Genomic DNA, 20,953 nt, shown 5'->3' with positions numbered 1-20,953 from the left:
AATGTGGAGTGTGCAGCCGAACCGCAGCATTAAAGGCTTTGGAAAAGCCGGGGCTGAAATTCGAATGCGACCGAACGCACTGACTACTCCGCATCGGCGGAATCAGCGGTGGATGGTGTGGGTAGGTCTTCTAACTGCTCGCCGCGAAGCATCTCCATGTCAAATCCGCGCCCTAACAGCCGAAGGTTCTTATAGTATACCTGACGCGGTACCTCGCCGGTAGCATCAATGACCACTTCGGCGCGGGCTGAAGGGGTCCCGCTGTCAAAATAGCCAACCACCTGTGCACGGTAGACGTCACCGCCGCACGTCAAATAGGGCATCAATTCTCGCATCGTTTCCAGGCTGACCAAGTTTTGCGCCAACAGCCACGTGGGATACCGGTGGCTGGATTCTTCGGATCCACCCGGCAAGCCGCGACCGGCCAAAATCTGTTCCACCTGGGTCTCGGGCATTCCCGGGACGGCGGCGATCACCTCGCGGGGGGCGCTGTTGATATCGATTCGTCCCACCAACACGGGCGCTTGGTCGATCGTTACTTGATCCAGTAGCAGCGGCAAACTTGTCCGTAATGAATCGGGAGAACTGGTGAATGGGCTGAGAGAAACCTCGGGGGTGCCAGACGATTGCGGAACCGAGACTCGCGCATCGATCAGGTCCAGCAGGCTGGCGATTTTGTATTTCGACGGCAGATTCAAATCCAACGCGACCGTTGCGTTGGCTTGTCCTTCCTCACTGCCGGAGTATGGACCGAATTGTCGATAGGCAATGAGGAATCGCGCCCAGGGTTCGTTCAGCGCCCCGGATAATGACTGATAAAGTAGTTGCAGGTCGGGATGGTTGATGTCGATCCGCGGTGAGCCATTGGGACGCGCATTGCGTTCGCTGCTATAGAGCGTCAAATACGCTGCCCAAGGCAGTCCCGATGAACTTCCGCTCCGCCCCAAACCCCCGGCCACCGAATCCATTTCGTCTTGCTCGACGACGTGATTTTGATTTGTATCGCTGCCGAATAACAGTTCGCGCGTGACCCCTTTGACCAACAACAGTTCCTCTAGCGATTCGACTGGCCCGTTGCGAGGCTGCATGGGGGGATCCAGCCCGCTGTAGTAATCTCGTTCGGCTCCGCTGCTGCGCGGGGTGGAATCTGCATCCAACCAATCCATGATGGCATCGGCAACCGCGTCGGTCATTTCCGGCAATTGTATCAGGGCATTGCGTCCCGCATCCGGAACGGCCTGGTCCCATTGGGCGAGGACCGAAAGGTTGATGCGTGCCGATTCATTTTCGGCACCATACCGCATGCCGATGATATTTCCTTCTTCGATTCGAGGGACCAACACGCTGAACCGCACCACCGCCTGCGTGCCCGATTCGAGGTAGAGAACTTGTCCTTTGAATAAATCGGGATTGTCAAACAAACCGCCCATGGCAGTGCGTCCCGCGGGACCTTGGTCCAAGACCGCTTTGAGCAGTTCCTCTCCCGAAGCGGCCGCGTAGTCGACGTGGATTTCATCAACATTCAAGTGCGCGGCTTTGTTTTCGGTGTACATCACCGCCACAAAACCGAATCCGGCTAGGCTGATCATCACCAAGACGATCGTCACCACGATCAAGATCATCCCCTGCCGCGGGGACGAGGAGTGTTGAGCCGTTCGCTGGGAAATCATGGCGCCCCTCCCGGCAACTCTTGGCTGTCGGAGGCGGGAAATCCCAATCCTCCACTGCTAGAGTGCGACGTCTTGAGGCCGCCGGGTAGATAAATCAAAATGCGCTGCTGCTTCTGATTTACTTCCGGATCGATGAAGTTGGAGCCGACATCGTTATCCAGCACCAATTCCTCGGGTTCGGATGACGAATCCATTGCGGTTTCGTCATCTTCATCTGCGTTGAGGTCATCGGGATCGTGCAATTCCAGTATGATTTCCACTGCCGATGGCAACGTTTTGTTTTGCAAACTGTCCCAGGAAGACTGCCAGCGGCCGTTGCCGAAGTAGCGGATTTTCAGTTCGGAGATTTCCGGCACCCACATCATGGAATCGTCGATGACGATTTCCTCGCTACTGCCCACATCGGGTGAATCGGCGATTCCAAATTCGGAGGCAGCGGCGAACTCACGATCGGAGAGTGCGGTTTGCCAATCCAGGTCGCGTCGCAATAATCCCGGCGGCGGCCCGTGGTCCAGCGGGGACTGTTCGCGCGTCTCGTTGAATGTATAAAGCACGGTTCGCAATTCCGGCGCTAGCGAAGTCATCTGTTCAGCGAAGTCCACCGGTAAATCCGAGGCGGATGGGGCATTGGGGGAGACCGCGGGAACTTGCAAGGTCACGATCGCTAGCGATTGGGATGTCCCCACGATTCCAAAACGCGGCAAGGGGGAGGACTCGGACGAGGAGGCAATGGCGGCGGAGTTCTGAGACGTCTCTCCACCGGGAGTGAGTTCGGATGACGTCGCCTCTGTGCCGAATGTCATCACGCTCGAGGAGGTATCGGGGATTTCAGCAATCTGAATCGCGCCCCGCAGGTCGTCGCTGATTTGTTGTTTCAATGCACGTAACAACTGCGCGCGTTCTGTGCGTGCCGGCCCCGACTCGAATAACCGAATGTAGGTCCCAAACAGATTCCACAAACCGACCATCAAGACGGCGGACAGAATTGTGACCAACAGTACCTCCATCAACGTAAACCCACTGCGGGTCGTTAGACAGGGGTGGCGGGAAAGCGGGGGGGGAATGCGCCTCATGGGGAGATGGCCCCCGTTGCAGAGGAGGATCCCGGCGCGGAGGAGCCAAACTGTGCAATGCTCGGATCCAGCATCCAACGGACAAGCCTAACCGAGACTTCTTTTTTCTCTTGGGTCGGCGCTGTCGCCAAGCCGACTAAGTCCTCCGGTGCACGTGTGACGGTGACCGATAACGCCACGACACCGGGCTGCTCAAGCGGCAGCAATTCCTGTGAGATCACCCAGTCAGGCGAGTTGGGCAGCGGTTCCTCTTCGAGCGTTTCAGCAGGAACAATTCCTGCGAGGATTTCCGTAATGCGGGCTTCGCAAAGCAGTTGAGCGGCAGCCAAGTCCTCAGCAGTCCGGGCGTGTTTCGCGCCGATGGAGGCCAGTCGACCCAATACGACCACGCCCCCCAGTAGGATGCTCATCGCGAGTATGACTTCCATTAATGAAAATCCCTCGCGGCGAACGTCGGTCATTCTGGGACCTCAACCTTTTTCAAATCGCCTACCGTAGCGGAACCGGTTAAGCCTCGTAGCGTCACCATGATGAGGTGCCCATCTTCATTTTGCAATGTGAATTGGGCGTTGGCAGTTCGACCGTTGGGGAAAAAGACAATCGGTGCCGACCACTCTTCGGACTGGGAATCCGACAGACTGTCGACCGCTTCGACCTCTTGGGTTTCCTCGAAAGCCAGGGAGGAATAACCTTCTTCTTGGTTCTCCGTCTGTCCACCGAATACGACGCCTTCGGGCAGTTCCAATTCGAAAATCGGCAGAGCCGCTTCCGCATCTTCATCTTCGGTGACGGTTTGCTCACCTTCGTCATTGAGGGCCGAGACCGGAGCGACTTCAAAATGCCCCGTTCCCAATTGGTAGCGGAACTGGTACGCCACGCCATTTTCCATGGCGGTCAGCCGCGCCTTGGCCAATTCTGAGCGAAGCTGTTTGGCTCCACTGCGTAATTGGCTCTTGCCCAGTCCCCCGCTAATTGCCGGCCATCCCGATCCTACCAGGGAGACCACAATTGCCAGGACGACCAGCATTTCCTGGAGCGTCGTACCACGACGGCTCTGACGCCCATTTTTGCTCGTTTTTAATCTTGTTGCCAACATCGTTTTCATTTCCTGCCGTTAAGTCAAAGTCGGTCGTTCCTGGTACATATCGGCCCAAATGCCGGAGGGATTTACTCCTCAGTCGGAGTTTCTTCGCCCTCTTCGCCTTCTTCTTTCGTCCAGTTCGTGATGTCGTCGTCAGTGTTATCTTCGCCATCAGGACCGTAGGACCAAATGTCAGGGAAATCGCCCTTACCATGCTCAGGGGGAAACTCGTACTGATAATCGTTACCCCAGGGATCTTTAGGAATTTCCGATTTACTGATGTAAGGACCATCCCAGTTGGAAGTCCCTTCTTCTTCGTCGGCCGGAGCATCGACCAATGCCACAAGGCCTTCTTCGGTCGACGGATAGGCCCGTGTATCCAGGTTGTATTGCTCTAAAGATCCCCGAAACATGCCGATTTGGGTCTTGGTGCTGCTGATGTCCGCCTTCTCCCGGCTGCCCAGAATACGAGGGCCAACCATTGACATCAGAAGAACCAGAATTGCCAGAACGACCAGCATTTCGATTAATGTAAAACCACCGCGTCTTTGTGGGTTTCGTTTTGTCTGTTGAATCCGTCTCATCAATTTGCTCCCTTAAAATGCAGAACAGTTTTTTTCGTTTTTTGAATTTTTTAGCGGCGGGGATTTCCACGCCTTCGATTACATCGTTGCGCTCATGTCGAACACCGGCAGCAATAAAGCCACAAGTACGAACAAAATCACCGTGCCCATGACCATCAACATGGTCGGTTCGACGAGCCGCACCATGATGTCGATCTGACGTCCGATTTTGCGGTCGATACCGTCCGCGACATTGATTAACACGTTCTCTAAGTTGTTCGATTCTTCGGCGATCTTGATCATTGCCATCACCGGCTTGGGGATCAGCCCGCATTCGCCCAGCGGTTGCGACAGTGTGTCGCCCGACGAAATATTCTCCGCCGAAGCTTTGATCGCATCGGCCAACACCAAATTTCCGGTTGAGTCCTGACTGATTTCCAAGGCTCGTAGCAGCGGGACTCCATTTCGCAGCAGCGTGCCCAACACGCGGCAAAACCGTGAAACGGCTGAACCCAGAAAAATGCTGCCCGCAACGGGAATCTTCAATTTCCAGCGATCTACCAAATGTCGGCCGGCTGGTTTAGCCAACTGTTTCTTCACGTACGACCCTAAGGCGAACAGTCCGGCAATCAAGAAGATGCCCCAACGCCCGAGGAAATCACTCAATGCCAACAACACCACGGTGGGCGTCGGCAATCCGCCCTGCTTTTCCAATTGTTTAAACAGCTCTGCGAATTTCGGAACGAAGAACACAATCAACACGACTGTGACCACGAAACCGGCAGCTGCCAGGAATGCAGGATAAGCCATCGCCCCTTTGACGCGGCTTTTCATTTCTTCCTGCAGTTCCAAAAAGTCAGCCGTCCGCTTGAGTGCGTCTTCCAAAAATGCCCCTTCGGAACCGGCACGGACCATGCTGACGGTCAATTCACCGAACACCTCAGGATGTTGGGCAAACGCCTCGTCCAACGGTGCCCCTTCGACGACTTGGTCGTGAATCGCCGTGAGGACTTCTTTCATCCGATCGTGGGCACATTGCTCAGACAGCAACTTGAGCGAATTGAGCAACGGCACGCCGTTTTCCAATAGGTCCGACAACTGCGTCAGCGTGGAGGCCAAGACTTCCGCCTTGATTTTCCGACCTATGGACAGCTTGAAGTCAAAGAGCGATTTGGCCTTTTCTGTGCTGTCTACACGTACCGGAAACAACGCGCGCTCAGCGAGCGTATTGAGCGCTTCGCGGCGGCTGCCGGCTGTGATGGAACCCACCACGTCTTCGCCGGTCATGTTTCGGGCTGTATAGGCAAACTCAGGCATTGTCGGTCAGTTGTTCTCTTTGAAAATCATCGTGATCCCCTCACAAGTTTGAGAGGGGCGTTTTAGTCTTCTTTACTCACACGCAGGACTTCATCCACCGAGGTCCGGCCTTCGAGCACTTTTTTCCATCCGTTGTGTCGTAGTGATTGCATGCCGGCTTTGATCGCCGCTTTTTTGATAATCGTTGACGACATCCGCTCTGTCGCCAAATTGCGGATTTCCTCATTGGCACGCAGCAGTTCATACAAGCCGACTCGCCCGGAGTACCCCGCGTTACGGCAAGCGCGACAACCAACAGGACGAAAGATCTGAGCCCCTTGGTCCCGCATGAGGTCCATGGGGAAATCGTCCGGTAGTTCGTCTTTGTTCGGTTCGTAAGCTTCGCAGCATTCCCGGCAGAGGGTTCGCACCAAACGTTGGGCCATCACGCCTTCGACCGTACTGCTAACCAGAAACGGCTCGACGCCCATGTCGACCAGACGCATGAATGCGCCGGCGGCGTCGTTGGTGTGCAAGGTGCTGAAGACCAAGTGGCCAGTCAGCGAGGCTTGAATCGCATTTTCGGCAGTTTCTTGGTCCCGAATTTCACCCACGAGCACCACGTCTGGATCGTGCCGCAAGATCGCCCGCAAACTGGCGGCGAATGTCAGCCCGACTTTGTGGTGCACCTGAATCTGGTTGATCCCATCGAGTTGATATTCGATCGGATCCTCGGTGGTGATGATCTTGTTTTCTTCGTTCTTAATTTCGTTGAGCGCGCTGTAGAGTGTCGTCGTTTTTCCTGAACCAGTTGGTCCGGTGACGAGAATAATTCCGTGCGGCAGTGTGATCAGCTTTTGGAATTGGTTGTAGATGTCTTCATCCATGCCGATGCCCTTCAAGGAGAAGTTCATCTTGTCCTTGTCGAGAACACGCATGACGACCCCTTCGCCATGCAGCATGGGGATCATGGAAACACGAATATCGACTTCGCGGCCTGAAACACGCAGCTTGATCCGCCCATCTTGTGGCACGCGTTTTTCAGCGATGTTCATCTTGGCCATGATTTTCAACCGGCTCAGAATCGCCGCCTGAAAACGATTGAGTTCCGGCGGGAGCGGCTGACGTTGCAGCACACCGTCGATGCGATACCGCAGCTTCATGCCCTTGGCTTGGCATTCCAAGTGGATGTCACTTGTACGGGCTTCGACGGCTTCGCTGAGGATTTCGTTGACGAGCCGGACGACTGAGGCTTCTTGAGCCATCGCCGCGTCTTCCGACTGGTCCCATTCCAATTCGTCGAGGACTTCGATGCCGCCGGCGTCTTCGCGCTGCGCCATCAAACCATCGATCGTTTCGGCACCGACACCCAGATTTGACTTGATCAGTTTGTTCAACTCATCGGGAGCCGCCACGACCGGCGTCACGCCGACTCCGGTCGATGCTCCGACTGCGTCCAACGCGTGCAGGTCGAATGGGTCTTTGGTGGCGACGATGATCGAGCCATCTTGGCGGCCGATCGGAAAGATGCTGTAGCGATGAATCAATTTGACGTCGAACTCATGGAGCAGCGACAAATCGACGTCGTAATTCGCGAGATCAACGAGTTCCAACCCGAGCGTGGCGCAAACAGCCTGCAATGCAGCATCCTCGCTGGGTAAACCCAACTCGGCGGCAGCGCGATCCAGTCGTCCGTCGTCGGCTTGCGCTTCGCGAGCGATGCGCAGTTGACGAGCGTCGAGGACCAACGGCTCTTTAGCGGTGTCTAAGGATGTCATCGTATTTGGTGGGTATAGGGAGGTAGGACAAATTCAGCGCGGGGCCAAATCTGTTATCAACCAACGAAAACTGCAATCGACATCAACGGCTCTGACATCAACGAACGCAAAATCCGCGGGTAGTATCGGCGTGTTACAGCCTGCCAAACCAATGACCGTTGTGGTGGGTCACATGGCTTCGCTACTTCAAGGTAGGAAAACTGGTGGGTTGGTACGGGTCCGCTCTTACCGTCTAGGCCACGGTGATTGAGGACTCGTCCCAGTTCAGTTTAGGTGGGGAATAACGTATGCGACTTAGTTTATGCCAAGTTCTCATAACAGTCAATAGCTAGTCTTCCCGCTCCGGCTAAACACCATAGTGACGACAAGCCGTTGACGCAAGCTGCTTTTCTTTAAGAACTTATGAAATTCAATTGTATGCAATAAAACCGACGATTCCCCGTTTTTTTCTAGGGACTTTCCACGCTAGGGCGACAGACTGTACGCTATCATTTAGGCAAATCATCCCGTGAGGAGTCCTTGAAATCCTTTTGATATGTCAATTGTTTGATGTATCGATGCCCCTATTCCTGGCTCACTGTTCCCAACCGTGATAAACTCGCTAGAGAGCCGTTTGTGACAATCGACTGTGCGCATTTTCGGAGCACGACGAAAGAATTGATGATGACGATTAGACGTGTAGTGAAGATTGGATGCGGAGGGGCGCTGGTCGCCGTTTGCATGTTCGCGACCACGATGGCTGACGAGGCGGCCCCTTCCACAACTGCCGATCCGGTCGACCCGTTCAAGACACCGGCTCCCACCGCTGCCCCGACTCCCTCGGCAAAATTGAGTCGTTACGCGAAACGAATTATCGACAAGTACGACATGAACGCCGACGGTAAGCTGCAGCCGGCCGAATGGAAAATGATGGCAGGCAAGCCTGAGGGCATTGATGCCGATCAAGACGGTGTGATCACGGCCAATGAGTATGCCGCTCACGTGGCGGCCTACGGTCATTTCCGCCGCATGCTTTTGCTTTCCCCCAATGCAACCGAGAACCGTGCCGTCGGAGGCACGACAGGCGAAGCCTATGAAGAACAGCCCCTTCAAGACGACCGGGAATCGTTGCGACGGAGTAAGAAGTTCTACGTGCCCAGTTCGCGTCTGCCGAAAGGGCTTTCGCAGGAGTTTTTCAACCGCGACCGGGATGGCGACGGACAATTAACGCAGTCCGAATTTTCTCCGAAGCTGTCAGCGGCGGATGTGGAGCGATTCAAGAAATTGGACGCGAATCTAGATGGGGTCATCACGGCACGCGAGTATGCGCGCGGTCCCAAAAACAACCCGTCCCCACCCGACAACAACCCCGCCGCACCAGGGCAGCAGCCGTAATCGTTGCCGGCCGTTTTGCTTGTGCACTGCAACCGGTCAGCTCGGGAATTGCGTGTTTAGCGGCCCCGACGTCGTCGTCGTGAGCGGGATCGACTCCCTTCACCCGTGAGCATGTCCAGTGAATTCTCTAAGCTGCGGATGTTGAGGCTTTTGAGTTTGATCACCTTCAACCGTCGGGTGGAGTCGTCGTTGGCCGCCGTGTCCATTTGCTGTACGAGTTCTTTGATTTCCTCGAACAACGACGTTGGAGCCATCACCACAAGCGAGTTAGTCCGTTCGTCGACTTCGACGGTCAGCAACGGAGCATTGCTGGCTGCGTTGACACGTTGAATGGCCACGGCGACATCTTGCGACACACCGGCCGGCACGGGAATTGGCGGTGCGCCGCCACCGTTTTTTAATGCCGATTGATAGATCGAACGAATCACGTCTTCGATCCGCGAAGCTTCCGTGTTTTTCACCAGAATCAACCGGGGACGATTGGCGGACAGCATTTCCGGACTGTCTTCAGCATCGAGTACCTGGAGCAATTCCTCGATGGTATCCCGGTCATGGCGATTGCCGTGCACGATGATCGCATTCAGGCGTTGGTCCGGTACGATGGTCACGTTGCTGCTGAACCGCGAACGTGACGAACCACCCCGCCTGCCCCCGGTTTCGAAAAACTGTTGCAGCGTCGTGGCGGTCTGCACAGCGCTGGTGTACCGCAGTGAAAACACGACAAAGTTGTTGCCGCGTCCACCGGTGCGTTTCGGGGACATCGCTCGTAGTAGGGCTTCAAATTGGTCCAAAGCTTCCGGATCGTCCGAAGCGATCGTAATCCGGCCATTGCCCGGGGCGACAATCACCGGGAACGATGAGGGTTCCGCGTCGGACTTTACGTCAGGCGTGGTTGTCGATTTTTGCGACGTCGCGGATTCTTTAGATTGCTGCTGGGACGTCGGCTGTTTTTTAGTAGTGTTTGGTTTGGCGGATTTGTTCTGTGCAGGGACCTCTTCCGCAGGGACCGCGAATTGGGCTCCGTTCTTCTTGGCAGGTTTTGGCTTCGTTCCACCGTTACGTGATGCGTCTGGTGCTAGGCGTCGCAAACTGGGCATCACTGCCGACGGGGTGACGACGCGGATGCTATTCTTACGCAATTGAGGCCAAACGCGTTCGATTTCTCGAATGGCAGCGGCGGTGTCGCCTTGGAACGGAATCACTCGCATGCGACCCCCTTTGCCGCTTTCGGCTTGGACAGCCAAACCGGTTTCTCCCATTTTGGATAACAACTCGCGAATCTCGGCTTGCTGCTCTTTTTTGGCGCGGACGAAAAGTTGCTGAGTGGCATTGTCCGAATCGACGACCGGGGCATTCGGGTCGTCAAAATCGAAACTGCCGAATAAGCGATCGATCGACAATTCCGCCGTGAATGGTTCAATCACATCGAGTTGATACACTTCCAACACTCGCTCGTCGGTATCCATTTGTTTGAGTGTTTGTTGAATCATCTTATGTTGTTCGGGACGGGCGATGGCAGCAATTTGCCGACCGCGACGATCCAGCGACAATTTGATTTTGGGAATCTGTTGGCTAAAGGCGTTTTCCAAAATTTCCATCGCTGTGCGAGAATCGACGTTTTCCAAACGATACAGCTGCAGTGTCGACAACGGATCGGCCGAGGAGGCTCTTTCAACTTCTTGCACCATATCGGCGATTCGCTGTTGTGTTTTCTCGGGGGCCAATGCGAGGATGCTGTTATTCTCCCTGTCGTAAGAAACATCGACGTCCCGATCACGGCGAAACAACGTCCGCAAAGTAGTCTGCAGACTGCGGCCGTCCGCAGCGTTGAGCGGATACACTTTCAACTCTGGAACGCCCAGGGCTGCTCCGTCACCATCCATGGCTTCAACAGTGGCTTGGATTTTTGCGTGGTCCGCTTCCGAGGCGCTAACGACGAGGCTGTTGTTCTCGGTATCGACGGCGGCGTCGGCGCGCGGAGTTAGTGACCTAAGCACGCGCAGCGCGGCTTGCGGATCGGCGTTTTCGAAACGGTACACTTTGGGAATCAATGTGACGCCCTGCTTATCGGAGTTTTCGATAAACTCCTTGATTTTCACATGGACAGCCACCGGAGCCACGGCGGAAACAGTGTTGTTTTGTGAGTCATAAGTGACTTGCACGTCGGGGCGGTTTCGATAGGCACTTTGAATGGCCTGTGCCAATGTATTGACTTGTGCATTTATGACAGGATAGGAACGAAGTTGCGGGCCGGTACCGTCGGTGTCCTCGCGATCCATTTCCTTGATCGTAGCGGCAATTTTTTCATGATCCCCCTCGGTGGCTGTGACTACCAAGCTATGGCTACCTTGATCAACCGCCATTTGTGCCTTAGGGGTTAATACACTCAGGACACTCAAGGCCGTGTTGGGATCGGCGACACTAAAACGATAGACCTGCGCCCGCCGCGTTTGCCCCCCCTTCTCTACTTCTTCGATAAAGTGTTGAATATTTTCGTGTTGTTCGGGGCGAGCAAAGGCTAGGATCGTGTCGTTCAGTGAATCGAGTGACAGCCGAATATCGGGTTGCAGCGAGAAGTTGGTTTGCAGCATGTTGAGGAGATTGTTCGGCTCAGCGGCTTTGACCGGATACGAACGCAGCACGGAACCCCGTCCGCCGGCGGGTTCCTCCTCCATTTTGGCAATCGTCGATTTGATCAACGCATGTTCTTCGGGTGTGCCTGTCACCACGAGACTGCGGCTTGCGTTGTCGACCGCCATTTGGACTTTGGGAATCAACGTCCGCAAAATGCCGCTGGCAGCGGTCGGGTCGGCGGATCGAAACCGGTAAACCTCAGCTGTGCGAATTTTGCCTTTGTCATCGACTTCGGCGATAAAGGCAGCGATTTTTTTGTGCTGCGCGTCGGTTGCCAATGCGACGATCGTTTCGTTTTTATAATCCGCGGATAACCGAATATCTGGCTGCAAGGCAAAGTTGGTCTGCAGCATGTTGAGCAGATTGCCAGGTTCGGCCGACTTGATCGAATAAGCCCTTAGCACCGCTCCGTTTTCGTCGTTCCCATCGGCGTCCATCTTGGCGATCGTTTCAGCGATGGCTGTGTGGTCCGCTTCAATGGCGTTGACGACGATGCTGCGATTGCGGTTGTCGACGGTCATTTGAGCGCGGGGAGCCACCATCCGTAGGATCGCGATGGCGGCATTCGGATCGGCTGTGCGGAAACGATAGACCTCTGAGGTGGCCCCTTCGATATCCTTTTCGATGTCGGCAATGACCTCTTCAATTTTTTTCTGCTGCGCCGCATCGGCGAAGGCAATGATCGCGCCGTTACGCGAATCATACGACAAGCGGACTTCGGGGTGGCTGGCCAGCAGTTGTCCAACGACGCCGAATGTCGTGCCTGGATCGGCCTTTTTGACCTGGTGCGACTTGAGAAACGCCGCGTTTTCGGCATCAGGCTCGACATCGAACTTGGCGATTGCCTCTTTCATTTTTTGATGATCGGTAGCGGTCGCCACGATCACCAAGCTCCGTTGCGGATTATCGACGGTGATCGATGCCCGCGGTACGAGAGTTCGCAAAAAAGCCGCGACCACATTCGGATCGGCTGTGTGCAGACGATACATTTCCGGAGTGGCCTCGACAAAATTCTTTTCGACGTCGGCAATCGTCTCGGCAATCGTCTTGTGCTGATCCGGATGCGCGTTTGCTATAACGGCGTTATTCCGTGAGTCGTAATAAAGCTGCATGCCGCCCTGTCCGGACATGAGATTCGCCACAATACCATAGACGGTTCCCGCATCAGCCCTTTCAATGGGGTGCGACTTTAAATAGGCGGATTCGCCATCGGTTCGCTCGACGTCGATTTTGGAAATTTCGGATTGGAATTTTTCGTGATCCTCGGGTGTTGCGGTAATGACCAGCGACCTATCGCGCACGTTGGGCACCATCGGCGATGCGGGAGATATAGGCCGCACGATCGCCATTAAAATGTTGGGGTCCACGTGTTTTAGTTGATAGACATGGGCCGTCGGCTTACCAACCTTAGGCAGTTTTTCTTTGGCCCCTTCGATGGTCGCTTTCAATTCAGCGTGGTGTTTGGTTTTAGCACGGACGATCAACCGCTCACCATTACTGGAGGTGATAAACTGGGTTTCGGCGCGGAGCACGGGATCGATGAGTTGCATGACAGCGGTCGCATCGACGCCCTCAAGGTCATAAATGACGATGTTGCGCGGTTCGGTACTGCCGGCGTCCTTCTCAACCTTTTTGATAATACTTTCGATTTCGGCGTGCTCGTCCGGTTTGGCCCAGGCAACGATGCGCGGCGGATTGCCACCGAGCATCACGCGTGCCCGCGGTACGGCCATTTGGATGATCTGTTGTGCAGGCGATACTACTTGGGATTTGACCTGATAAATGACCATCGTGCCGCCGTTTTGTTTTTCCAGGTTGGCCGATATTTGGTCCAACGCGGCTTGGATTTCCTGATGCCGATCAGGTGTCGTCCAGATCAGCATGGAGTTTGACGAAGAGTCGTCGTCAATTCGGGTATCGGGAAAGATTTGCCGCAACCCACGCATTAGGTTAGCCGAATCACTTTTGCCGACCGGATAGATCACCAATTTCGGCTTGCGATCCGGGTCCAAACTCGCCAAAACTTGTTTCAAAATGGCGTCGACTTTTTGGTGGTCGGCCTTGCGGCCCCAGGCGATGATTGCTTTGGAGGTCGTGTCGTTGGTGAAGGTGACGTCCGGGAGTTGTTGTTGCAACAAGTTGATCACCGCGGCAGCATCGGAATCAGGGACCGGATAGACTTTGTAGGATTCTTGGACGTCCGCAGCAGCGCCGGAGTCGATCTTGTCTACCACATCCTGGATTTTTTCGTGCTCACTCGGCGGGGCCCAGATGAGCAATTTTTTGGTCTTGGCATCCAACACAATTTTGATGTTGGGAAAGATGCTTTGCATCACGGTCAGCGTGTTGGCCGCATCCGCATTTTTGATCTGATAGGGCACTAGCACAAATTTGTCGCCTGCGGGGGTGTCCCGCCGCAATTTGGCGATGATGTCGGCCAGCTTCTCGTGCTGGCTTTTCTTGGCCCACACCGCCAATTCTCCCGGTTCGGCATCGGTGATAATACGCATGCCGGGCATTTCGCTTTGCACAGTATCCAAAATCGTTTGAAAGCGCGTGCGCTGCGCTGCGGTCACTGGATAGATCTCTAACGAGAACTTCTCAGCTGGTGCAGCAGAGTCGACGACACGTTTCACGGATTCGTTAATCACATTGTGATCCGCTGCCGTGGCGACGACCATCAGTCGCTTGGCTTCGAGGTCGTAGGAGACTTGCGACTGCGGCGCCAGTTGCTGCAATACCGCCAACAGGCTGGCGGGTGGGGCTTCTTCGAGCGGAATGAATTGCAGCGTGCGTTCGTTGGGACCGGGCGTTTCGGGTTGAAGTTGTTCCAACGTGGCGCGGATACCTTGCTGGTCTTCGGGGATGGCAACGGCAATGAGGCTTCGCGTTTGCGGGTCAATCGTCAGCCGTGCTGCCGGGAAAAGTCCCTGCAATAACGTTTGCGTTGCAGAGGGATCGGCTTTCGTGAGCCGATAGACTTCAATTTGCGGCGACATCTCCGCCATGCCGCCACCGACCTTGGTTAAGGCCGATTTTAACATCTGGTGTTCCTTGGGAGTCCCCCAGGCGATCAGCCGTGTGGTCTTGGGATCCACCGATAAACGCATGGCCGGCAACAGTGTCTGCAATGTGGGCATTAGACTCGTCGCGTCCGCGCCTTGAATGGCGTAAGCCTCAAAGCGGGGTTGATCGGCTTCGGGAACTTCGGCGAGGACCTTGTCCAGTGTGGCTTTGAGGTCTGTGTGCCGCTGGGGGCCTGCCCAGACAAGCAGGCGGTTTCCCTCGGCATCGGGGATAACCCGCAGTTCCGGATACAGGGTTTGCAGGACGCTCGTTGTCTGCGGTTGTTGAGCGGCCTTGACCGGATAACTGGTCAGCGTGAACTTTTCTTCATCCGGCACATCCCGTTTTAGCTTCTCCAGGATCGCCTGCAGCGCCTCGTGTTCCTTGGATTTCGCCCACACGGCTAGTTCTCCCGGCTCGGCGTCGGTGATAATCCGAATACCTGGCAGGTCGCCGGTTATCGTCCCGATCACTGCTTCAAATCGTTTGCGCTGGGCGGGAGTGATGGGATAAATCTCCAATCGCGGTTTTTCACTCGCGATGGGCATGGGGAACTTTTTGATCGTGTCGGCAATCAAGACGTGGTCAGCCGGGGTGGCGGTGATAATCAATTTCTTGCCGTCGGCACGAATGTTAGCGTTGGGAACTAATGTTTGCAGCACCTCCATTAATCCGGTCGGAATGTTCACCTTGAAGGGATAGAACTGCAATTCCGGCGAATTGGCCCCGGGCTGCGTGGGTTGCAGTTGGTCCAACATGGCTTTCACAACACGTTGGTCATCTGGCACTGCGACGACGATCAAATTTCGAGTTTGCGGGTCAAACGAAACCCGGGCGTTGGGAACCAGTTTGGATAACAACTCTTGAGTCGATGCGGGATCCGCTTTCAGCAATAGATAAGTCGCTAGCTGCGCTGTCTTGCCATTTGGCCCGTCTCCCCCTAGTTGATCGAGAGACGCTTTGATTTTGGCTTGTTCGTCCGGTGTCCCCCAAGCAATCAGGCGATTGTCCACTGGATCAATGCGCATTTGCATTTCCGGCAAGACCAGCCTCAACGATTCCAGCAACTGTGTGTGGTCGCCGCGCGTGAGGGAATAGACTTCCAAACGGGGCTTCGATTCGGGCGGATTGTCGGTTTGTATTTTGTCCAACAGCGCTAGGACAGCAGTTTGTTGCGAAGGCGTCGCAAAAACATTGATCTGACCGGCCTTAGCGTCGGGAACGACTTTGATTCCGCTGATTAACTGATTGATCAACTCGACGGCCGCAGCGGCATCGGCGGATTTCGTCGCGTAGGTCCTGAGTTCCGGTTTTTCCGGGGGAGTGGGTTTGGGAGGTTGTTTGGGAGGCGCCGGTTCGGGGATAGAATCAATGACCGCACCGATCGCACGCATGTTCCCTGCGGTGGCTGTGACCAGGATTTGCTGCGTCTTGGGCAGCGGCACGCTTTTGCCTTGATTGCCCAGAAGCGGCATTATTTCCGCGTCAACTTCCTCCGCATTCTTCTTGCCCAACGGAAACATGACGCTGACGAATTCATGTTTGCCGCGATCTTCCAGGTCTTTCAGATCGATTCGAGGAATGAGGTCCTGCGGAATGCCTTCTTTCATATCGATCACGATTAGCATGCGACCGCGACGAATCAGCGTGAAGTCCTTGGTTAGCAAGACGCCGTTGAGCAGATCGATCGCTTCGGTTGGCGTGTATTCCTTAGTGTCTGTGTAGTTAAACGTTGCCGGCGGCGGGGCATCCATCACCAGCGATAGGTCCGCTTCCTGGGCGAACCACTGCAAGACTTCCGCCCAACGTTGAAATCGAAAATTGAAGCGAAGCTTGGGGACCGGGCGAATCTTGGCCAATTTCGCCCGTTGTTCTTCAGATAGGAGAGCGGCAATGGTTCCATTTTGCTCGGCGGCAATCTTGGCTTTGTCGGCGGCTTCGGCTTGGGAGAGCGCTTCGCTGCGTTTTTTGAGCAGTTCTTGGAGTTTCGTTTGCTGCTCCTCCGTCAGATTTAACTGAGCGGCAACCTCAGGGTCGGCCAGTCGGGCATAATCCAGTTTCGCCGCCGCCGGTTTTGCGGCAGCGGGGGGAGCCTTAGCAGCCGGTGTGTCGGCGGCGGGTGGCGCATCTTGAGCAATCGCAAGCGACGGGCAAATTCCGCAGAGTGCCGCAAGCAGCGACGTGCGGAACAGATGTCGACGACAAGGCGAGCAGTTTTGATGTAACGTCACGGTCTTCACTCCAGTGCGATTTGATTGCGCAAACGGCGAACAGTGCCGATTTTGCTGCTCGGAATGGATTCTCGGTGTGAGTTTCAGCGCGATCGCGCGGACGCAAGTTGAGTCCGGCCATCGGGATTGATTGATTGTCATCCTCTAAATTTCAAAATCGTCCTGAGGGACGACTCAGAAGCAGCGAGCAGTTGGGGCAAAACCAAAGTGATCGCGACGTTTAGGATGCGAATTAGGTGGGCTAAGTAGGTGGGTTTTCTCTAGAGTCGTTTTCAAAACTCGGTTGCGCAGATTCCGGAAACATGCCTATCAGAGTGAACGAGACGCGTCAGCGGGCTTTGAAACTATCTGTAATACAGTACACGCCGCCGAACTGTGGGTAAAGCGCGGATTCCAGGAAATCGGCGCAGAATTCCCGTTCAGTCCTCAGTCAACGAATGAAGGGTTAGCTCCACGTGACCTACGTGATCGGCCCCGCTTGAGGCAGTTTGGTGGGTATTGCGGCAAATCGCTGACATTTCTGGTTTACCGATTGTTCGCCGCATCCACCTTTGGAGTTGATCGGCTTCGCGGCGGAATGACAAGAATCTTTGGGGTGTTGTTTTTTGAAATCATTCCGTAACTCGCGTTGTGGTCGAGCCTTGAGATGATTGAGGTGATGTGGTCCGGCAACATGAATAGACTTTGCCGATTTCGTGGGATTGTTTGCTTGACTCGACCTTTCCGTGACCTAGGTTTTCGTTGTGCTGGTAACAACGCAGGCAGAAATCAGGAGTGGCTGCAAAGCTGCTCACCGCCTGCGTCGAACCGAAAAGCCGTCATTTATTTTGGGTGTAACCTCGTTGTGAGGTTTTTATTTGGGTGGCGGACTTTGAGAGGCGATTGCAGCCGATGCGTCGGTTGCCGGGTTTTGCGCAAGCATCCACCCACCGGGCCAATCGGAGTTCGTATGCTTGCGTCCCAGTTGTTCGCCAGAACAGCTGCGGCAAACCTGTAAAGGGAGAATCCTATGAAGACACTGGCTAAGAGCGTTAAGAAGTTTTTGGTTTCCGAAGATGGCCCGACAGCTGTTGAATACGCCGTGATGTTGGCGTTGATCATCATCGTCTGTCTGACCGCGATTACGTCGGTCGGTACCACAGCCAATACGACCTTCGAAGGCGTCGCCACCGCGATGTAAGGTTGTCATTTCAGGTGGCGCGACTGGAGAGGCGAACGCATCCGCGGCTTCATTGCCTAGGTATCGCGAACGCTTCTCCGTCACGCCGCTTGAGGCTTGCGCAATGCTCTCGGGATGCGTTGCCGCATTGGCTGGGCCCGAACTGAACAGGGAGAAGAAAATGCAGATGCTTAAGAGCGTCAAGAAGTTTTTGGTTTCGGAAGATGGCCCAACGGCCGTCGAATATGCGGTCATGTTGGCGTTGATCATCGTGGTTTGCCTCACAGCGATCACATCGGTTGGTACGACGACCAATACGACCTTCGAAGGTGTTGCCACGGCTTTGTAATCGGGGCGCGTTTTCGAACGAGATTGACAACCGTCCAGTTTCACATGCGTTGTGAAACTGGACGGCTTCTTGAGTCTCAGAGGCACTGTAACTCATTCGTAACGGCATCCATCGTGAAATGCCGTACAAGTAACCCACTTAAGAATACATAATCGAGGGCGGCTAAAATGGTACCGTTCTGGATCGAAGCATCGCTCGAATCGCTTCCACAAACAATAGTGCTCGTCATGGGCGCCTTGGTGGCATTTTTTACATTGTTCACAGTAGGCCGTCCCGGTGTTTGAGTCCGTTCGTTCAGCTCCTAGAACCAGTTTCAATTCTTGGTCTCGCTTGTTCCGTAAACTTGCACTGCAGTGTCAACGGAACGCGTCCCAGGGTTTTTGAAACGACTCGTAAGAAAAAACTTGCCACAAACATTCCCTCCGACTAATCCCCTGCCCTCCTTGGCCTGCGATGAATTTTTGTCGTGCATACAGTGTCCGAGGCGGAGTCGTAACAGAAGGACAGACGCAGTCATGGATCTACACGAGATTTTTATTCACAACTGGCCCGTCAAATTGGTCTCGGTCATTTTGATCGTAGCGGCTTACATCGACGGCAAAGAATTGCGGGTTCCCAACTGGATTACGTTTCCTATGGTCCTTTCGGGACTGGTGGCCAACACCTGGATGCACGGTTGGGCAGGCTTGAGCAGCGCACTGATCGGCATGTGCGTTGGGCTGTTGACCCTATTGCCACTGTATAGTGTGGGCGGAATGGGGGCCGGCGATGTCAAACTCATGGCCGGCATTGGGGCGTGGCTAGGCGGATGGGTGACTGTGTACGCGTTCGTCGTCTCAGCGGTCATTGGCGGCTTGATGGCGATCGTGATGGCGGTCTCCAGCGGTAAGCTGAGAAAACATTACGAAAACTTCTTCATGATCATGTTTGAATTCAAACAGGTTAAGAATCCGCGCGAACTTTCGGTAATCGCCGCGGAGCGTAAATCCAGCATGTTACTCCTACCCTACGGGATTCCGATCTGCATCGGTTCAATTGGGTACTTTTTCTATGCTGGCATGATTTAATCGGGCGATATTTTGAGATGGCGGTGTGCCCCGTTTCCAGTCGTTTTGGCTGGCAACGGGGCATGTCCGCACAACCGTTGTGATCATTCCAAGCGTTAAAACCGGTATAGATTGAAGCTTTTGACTCATCGTTGCCGATGAACCAATCGATAAGATCCTTCTAATCGAAAAACCGGGACTGATGTCGGGAATGCGAGATACGTTGCGAAGCCGGAATTGTGGGCCCATCGGCCGGCGGCTGCGTGACCAACTGCTAACCTCCCAAATCAAGCAGGTGGATCGATGAAAGGTAAATCAATCGTAATGTTGGCCGTCGCACTCGGGTGCGGCTTAGTCGCCATGATTGGCGTCCAACAAGTTCTCTCCGGAGACAAAAAAGAAGCAGCCAAAAAAACCATGCCGGTGCTGATCGCCCTTGAGGAGATCAGCCCCGGAATCGAGATTGAAGATTCGATGGTGACGTTCAAAGAAATGCCAATGGACATGATGCCAACCGATGCAGTGACATCGGCGGATCAATATGTCAACCGGGGTTTGCGCACACGTGCATTTCCCGGCACGCCGATCGTGCAAGCTATGCTCGGTGAAGAAGGCGTTTTCAGTGCGTCGAATGAAATTCCCTCGGGAATGCGCGTGGCAGCCATCAGCGTTACCGCGAAAACTGCGGTGGCAGGTTTCGTGAATCCGCACGACCGCGTTGACATTCAAGTAACGTATAAACGGCGACTCAAAGGAGTCACGACGGAACGTACCAAAACGGTTTTGGAGTACATCGAAGTGTTTGCTGTCGACAAGCAACGAGACATGATCGACAACGAATCCGAGTCGATTTACAAGAACATTTCCGTATTGGTAACTCCCGAACAAGTCAACTTGTTGCGTTTGGCGGAGAGCAAAGGCGACCTGAATTTTTCGCTGCGACATAAGGACGACGACACGCAGGAACAAGTTGCAGACATTGATGACGAATACTTCGATGCCAAGGTTCGTGCGTTGTTCGGTGAAGATGACATCGCCCCGGAAGATGCGGACTACGTCAATCCGGAATTGACCGGCGACCAGCAAGATATTCGCAATAGTATCAACGAGGAAATCGACGAGGAGCCGGTTACCGAACCGATTCCGACTTGGACAATCGTAATTTATCACGATGGCGAAAAAACGGTCGAGGACGTTCCTCTATCCGATCCCAATGCCATCGATAACATCGATGTGGAACCCACGGAACCACAAGGTACTGAACCAGAACCGGCCGCCACGTAATCCTGAAAGCAAGGACCGCAACGGCGAACTGCCGGAGAGTAACGTAGTCGTATTCAACGTTTTCAATCGCGATGGTTGCCGGGACATTTGTCAAAGCAACACCGCACTATGCGGCTTGATGAAACTTTGAAAACGACAAGAGTTTGTAGTTGAATGGTGGGGCGTGCAAGCGTCCCCACCAATATTTTCTTGTTTTGCGGGCCAATTGAAATCGCCCGAGTTGTGGTCTTCGACAAACCTATTCATGGCAAGTCGACCGCAGCCGAGCGAACACGAGTTGAAATCCCGCTCGTAATTTCCAAAAGTTAGGATAACGTTCGCAAGTTAATGGTGGCGGCCGTCGCTTCTG

Annotated in this window: 13 protein-coding genes; 5 read left to right on the top strand and 8 right to left on the bottom strand. The window is 54.4% G+C overall.

Features of this window, described 5'->3' with window-relative positions; all coding sequences use genetic code 11:
- Window positions 1-83: 83 nt before the first annotated feature.
- From CA54_RS20540 to CA54_RS20510, 7 genes are all read right to left on the bottom strand, one after another.
- The gene (locus CA54_RS20540; RefSeq protein WP_146372856.1) at window positions 84-1,670 is read right to left on the bottom strand and encodes a type II secretion system protein GspK; all 1,587 of its coding nucleotides are present in this window, start codon (window positions 1,668-1,670) and stop codon (window positions 84-86) included.
- Window positions 1,667-2,743, bottom strand: a complete 1,077-nt coding sequence (locus tag CA54_RS20535; RefSeq protein ID WP_146372855.1) for a type II secretion system protein GspJ — start codon at window positions 2,741-2,743, stop codon at window positions 1,667-1,669. Before CA54_RS20535 ends, CA54_RS20540 begins: the two co-directional genes overlap by 4 nt.
- Window positions 2,740-3,204, bottom strand: a complete 465-nt coding sequence (locus CA54_RS20530; RefSeq protein ID WP_146372854.1) for a type IV pilus modification PilV family protein — start codon at window positions 3,202-3,204, stop codon at window positions 2,740-2,742. Before CA54_RS20530 ends, CA54_RS20535 begins: the two co-directional genes overlap by 4 nt.
- Window positions 3,201-3,839, bottom strand: a complete 639-nt coding sequence (locus tag CA54_RS20525; protein ID WP_146372853.1) for a pilus assembly FimT family protein — start codon at window positions 3,837-3,839, stop codon at window positions 3,201-3,203. The genes CA54_RS20530 and CA54_RS20525 overlap by 4 nt, the downstream gene beginning before the upstream one ends.
- Before the next feature lie 71 nt (window positions 3,840-3,910).
- Window positions 3,911-4,408, bottom strand: coding sequence for a type II secretion system major pseudopilin GspG (gene gspG / locus CA54_RS20520; protein ID WP_146372852.1), 498 nt, complete (start codon window positions 4,406-4,408; stop codon window positions 3,911-3,913).
- Window positions 4,409-4,486: 78 nt separating this feature from the next.
- Window positions 4,487-5,704 (bottom strand): type II secretion system F family protein, encoded by a 1,218-nt coding sequence (locus tag CA54_RS20515; RefSeq protein ID WP_146372851.1) that lies wholly within the window; start codon window positions 5,702-5,704, stop codon window positions 4,487-4,489.
- Between the two features lie 62 nt (window positions 5,705-5,766).
- Window positions 5,767-7,461, bottom strand: a complete 1,695-nt coding sequence (locus CA54_RS20510) for a GspE/PulE family protein (protein ID WP_146372850.1) — start codon at window positions 7,459-7,461, stop codon at window positions 5,767-5,769.
- A gap of 660 nt (window positions 7,462-8,121) precedes the next feature.
- Between CA54_RS20510 and CA54_RS20505 the strand changes: the two genes are divergently transcribed.
- Entirely contained in the window at window positions 8,122-8,835 is a 714-nt protein-coding gene (locus CA54_RS20505) for a hypothetical protein (protein WP_197532667.1), read from the top strand.
- A 56-nt stretch (window positions 8,836-8,891) separates the two neighbouring features.
- Here the strand turns inward: CA54_RS20505 and CA54_RS20500 are convergent, their stop codons facing one another.
- Window positions 8,892-16,766 (bottom strand): secretin N-terminal domain-containing protein, encoded by a 7,875-nt coding sequence (locus CA54_RS20500; protein WP_197532666.1) that lies wholly within the window; start codon window positions 16,764-16,766, stop codon window positions 8,892-8,894.
- Between the two features lie 1,009 nt (window positions 16,767-17,775).
- Between CA54_RS20500 and CA54_RS20495 the strand changes: the two genes are divergently transcribed.
- From CA54_RS20495 to cpaB, 4 genes are all read left to right on the top strand, one after another.
- The gene (locus CA54_RS20495; RefSeq protein WP_145376477.1) at window positions 17,776-17,946 is read left to right on the top strand and encodes a Flp family type IVb pilin; all 171 of its coding nucleotides are present in this window, start codon (window positions 17,776-17,778) and stop codon (window positions 17,944-17,946) included.
- A gap of 160 nt (window positions 17,947-18,106) precedes the next feature.
- Window positions 18,107-18,274 carry a Flp family type IVb pilin gene (locus CA54_RS20490; RefSeq protein WP_145376478.1) on the top strand — a complete coding sequence of 56 codons (168 nt, stop codon included), beginning with the start codon at window positions 18,107-18,109 and terminating at the stop codon, window positions 18,272-18,274.
- Window positions 18,275-18,789: 515 nt separating this feature from the next.
- On the top strand, window positions 18,790-19,341 hold the full coding sequence (locus CA54_RS20485; protein ID WP_146372847.1) for an A24 family peptidase: 552 nt from the start codon (window positions 18,790-18,792) through the stop codon (window positions 19,339-19,341).
- A 282-nt stretch (window positions 19,342-19,623) separates the two neighbouring features.
- On the top strand, window positions 19,624-20,604 hold the full coding sequence (gene cpaB, locus CA54_RS20480; protein ID WP_146372846.1) for a Flp pilus assembly protein CpaB: 981 nt from the start codon (window positions 19,624-19,626) through the stop codon (window positions 20,602-20,604).
- Window positions 20,605-20,953 lie beyond the last annotated feature (349 nt).

Origin of the sequence: Symmachiella macrocystis, assembly GCF_007860075.1 — a bacterium.
GTDB lineage: Bacteria > Planctomycetota > Planctomycetia > Planctomycetales > Planctomycetaceae > Symmachiella > Symmachiella macrocystis.
This window is presented reverse-complemented; position numbering and strand designations above follow the sequence as displayed.